3 protein-coding genes are annotated in these 2593 nt (G+C 61.1%); all 3 read right to left on the reverse strand.

The genetic code is table 11. The annotated features are described in order from the left end of the window. Nucleotides 1-79: 79 nt before the first annotated feature. Genes GWG65_RS40015 through GWG65_RS40025 form a run of 3 tightly spaced genes read right to left on the reverse strand, consistent with a single transcriptional unit; the run spans nucleotide 80 to nucleotide 2511 of the window. On the reverse strand, nucleotides 80-1651 hold the full coding sequence (locus GWG65_RS40015; protein WP_275200890.1) for an IS66 family transposase: 1572 nt from the start codon (nucleotides 1649-1651) through the stop codon (nucleotides 80-82). Nucleotides 1652-1703: 52 nt separating this feature from the next. Then, the gene (gene tnpB, locus GWG65_RS40020; RefSeq protein ID WP_229179435.1) at nucleotides 1704-2057 is read right to left on the reverse strand and encodes an IS66 family insertion sequence element accessory protein TnpB; all 354 of its coding nucleotides are present in this window, start codon (nucleotides 2055-2057) and stop codon (nucleotides 1704-1706) included. Next, on the reverse strand, nucleotides 2038-2511 hold the full coding sequence (locus GWG65_RS40025; RefSeq protein WP_187434778.1) for a transposase: 474 nt from the start codon (nucleotides 2509-2511) through the stop codon (nucleotides 2038-2040). The genes tnpB and GWG65_RS40025 overlap by 20 nt, the downstream gene beginning before the upstream one ends. Between the last annotated feature and the right edge of the window lie 82 nt (nucleotides 2512-2593).

Here is a 2593-nt window from a genome sequence, read left to right on the forward strand (position 1 = left end):
GTAAGCGCGATTTTCCCCGCACGTTGACGCCTGCGCTTTTGACGGATGGCCTTCGTATCGGGGGCGGCGTCTGGCCTGTTCAGGCAGTGGCGGTTTTGGGGAAGTTGAAGGGCAGCAGGTCGGTGATATCGGCGTCGCCCGCGCGCTGAGGCAATTCGGTGAGGACGTGGCGCAACCAGGCTAACGGCTCGACGCGTGAGGCGCGGCAGGTCAGCATCAGGCTGTAGACGACGGCGCTGGCCCTGGCGCCCTCGACGGTGTCGCTGAACAGCCAGCTCTTTCTGCCAGTGGCAAAGATTCTGATATCACGCTCCAGGAGATTGTTGTCGATCGGCATCCTGCCGTCCTCGGCGTAGCGCGTCAGATATTCCCATTGGTTTCGGGTGTAGGATATGGCGTCGCCAAGCTTGCTGTCCGGCAAGACCTTCGGGGCGATTTGATCGAGCCATTCCTTGAGGGCGTTCAGGACGGGAATGCTGTGTTGCTGGCGGAAGCGGCGAATGCATTGATCTGGCGTTTCGCCTCTGTCTGGTTTTTCGTCCCGCGCCTGCCTTTCAACCCGGTAAAGCTGTTCGAAGAACCGCAGCGCCTGCTCGGGCGGACCGCCGCCTTTCTTCCTCGCCTTGAGGGCATCGACAAAGCGTCGCCTGGAGTGGGCCATGCATCCAATGTGGGTTGCCCCTTCCAGCGTGCGCCAGGCGGTATAGCCGTCACTCATCACGATGCCACGGTAATCGCCGAGAAAGGCCTGCGGGTGGATTTGGCCGCGGCCCGGCTGATAATCGAGAAGCACGATGGGCTGGTCGCTGTCCTCGCCGCTGCGATAGGCCCACATATACGATGTGCTGGTGGCCTCTCTGTCCTTTTCCTTGAGGACCTGAACCGTCGTCTCGTCGCCATGGATGAGGGGCTGCGATCTGAGCCGCAGCTTCAGGGCGTCATAGATGCGGGAGAGATGCTTCTCGCTTGAGCCGATCACCCAGTGGCCCAGAGCGCCGCGGCTGACCGGAACGCCGGCGCGTTCGAAGGCCTGCGCCAGGCGGTAGAGCGGCGTGCCATCGACATATTTATGAACCAGCGCGAACGCCAGCGTTGAGGCCGTGGCAACGCTGCCCGGCAGCGGCTGCGTCGGCATCGGCGCGGTCACGACAGGGGCGTTGATCCCGGTGCGATCGCAATGGCGGCACGCATATTTGAAGCGTACGTTCTGTAAAACCTTCGCCTTCACCTCGATATGAAGTTGCTCGGTGACAGCCTCGCCCATGCGATGCATCTGGCCACGGCAGCAAGGACACGCCTTCTGATCGTCGGGCAGGTCATACTCGACGCGCTCACGCGGCAGGTTCGCTGGCAGCGGCCTGCGGCCGCGCTTCTTTCCCGTTGTGTTTTCGACGGGTGGCAAGCCCGTGTCCGGAAGTTCGGCGATATTGTTCTTTTCACTGTCGGCGTCATCCTCATCGGCGGCCTGCTCAGCTTCATTGAAGAGACGATCGACGTGCTTTTCACTGCGTGGCGCAAAACGATGCAGGCGTGCCAGCGCCAGTTCTTCCTCGAGTTTGACGACGCGGTCGGCGAGTTGGCGGTTCTCCGCCTGCAGCGCAGCAATGCGCGCCAACAGCACTTCAACACTCGGATCGCCGGTTCGATTCATCGGATTCTTGAATCTGAACCGTACCGACGCGTCAACCGCTCAACTCGAGAGTTCAGCCGGCAACCTGATATTGCCGCACCGGATGGCGGACCATCGCGTCGATATCGATGCCGTCAAGGATCCAGTGCAATTGCTCGGTCGTAAGCCGGACGACCGCCTCCTGGCGGCGCGGCCATCGGAACTTGTCTTCGGTCAGCCGCTTCAGGACCAGCACAAAGCCGGACCGGTCGAAGAACAGCAACTTCATCCGGTCGCAACGGCGATTGCAGAACGCAAAAACCGCCGGAGTGAATGGATCGAGCGCCATCGTCTCCTGGACCAGGACCGCAAGGCTGTTGATGCCAGCCCGGAAGTCGATCGGCTCACGGTGCAGATAGACTTGCAGGTCACCGCCCAGTCTGAACATGGCTCAGTGCTCCGATGATCGCCGTCAATGCATCTACATCGCCGCATTCCAGCGCGAGCTTCACGCCGTTCGGCAGGGACGCGCTCACTTTGGCCGGAGAGCAAAAAGCTGCAGTCCTTTTGGATTCCGAATCACGCACTTCATCGCAAGTCGCCGGCAAATCCACCGTCGCCACGCTGCTCTGCCGCGACAGGGCCCGATCGGCAGTCCTCTCAAGCTGAACCGGGATGAACGCCGGTGGTGAAGACGGCGGCAGCGACCTGGTCGCCGTCCACTTCTTGATCCACTTCCGAAGAAGGTTCGCGTTGACCCCATGTTCGAGCGCAAGCCTCGATACCGAAACCCCAGGTTCAAGGCAGGCCGCGACAAGACGGTCCTTCGACGTGGGGTCGTATCGCCGGCGCCCATTCCGGCCAACAAGCCTGACTCGCAGTTTCTGATCATCGTCTGCCATCACAAGGTGTCCACCTAATTTGGTGGACACCTCATGCATCACAGCACTCAACCGCAAAAGGTGCGGAGAAATTCGCGCTTAC

The organism is Bradyrhizobium sp. CSA207, assembly GCF_029051685.1.
GTDB lineage: Bacteria > Pseudomonadota > Alphaproteobacteria > Rhizobiales > Xanthobacteraceae > Bradyrhizobium.

Excerpts from the sequence above, each read along its gene's own strand:
- GWG65_RS40015 (WP_275200890.1), bottom strand. The coding sequence starts at position 1,651 with ATGAATCGAACCGGCGATCCGAGTGTTGAAGTGCTGTTGGCGCGCATT.
- tnpB (WP_229179435.1), bottom strand. The coding sequence starts at position 2,057 with ATGTTCAGACTGGGCGGTGACCTGCAAGTCTATCTGCACCGTGAGCCG.
- GWG65_RS40025 (WP_187434778.1), bottom strand. The coding sequence starts at position 2,511 with ATGGCAGACGATGATCAGAAACTGCGAGTCAGGCTTGTTGGCCGGAAT.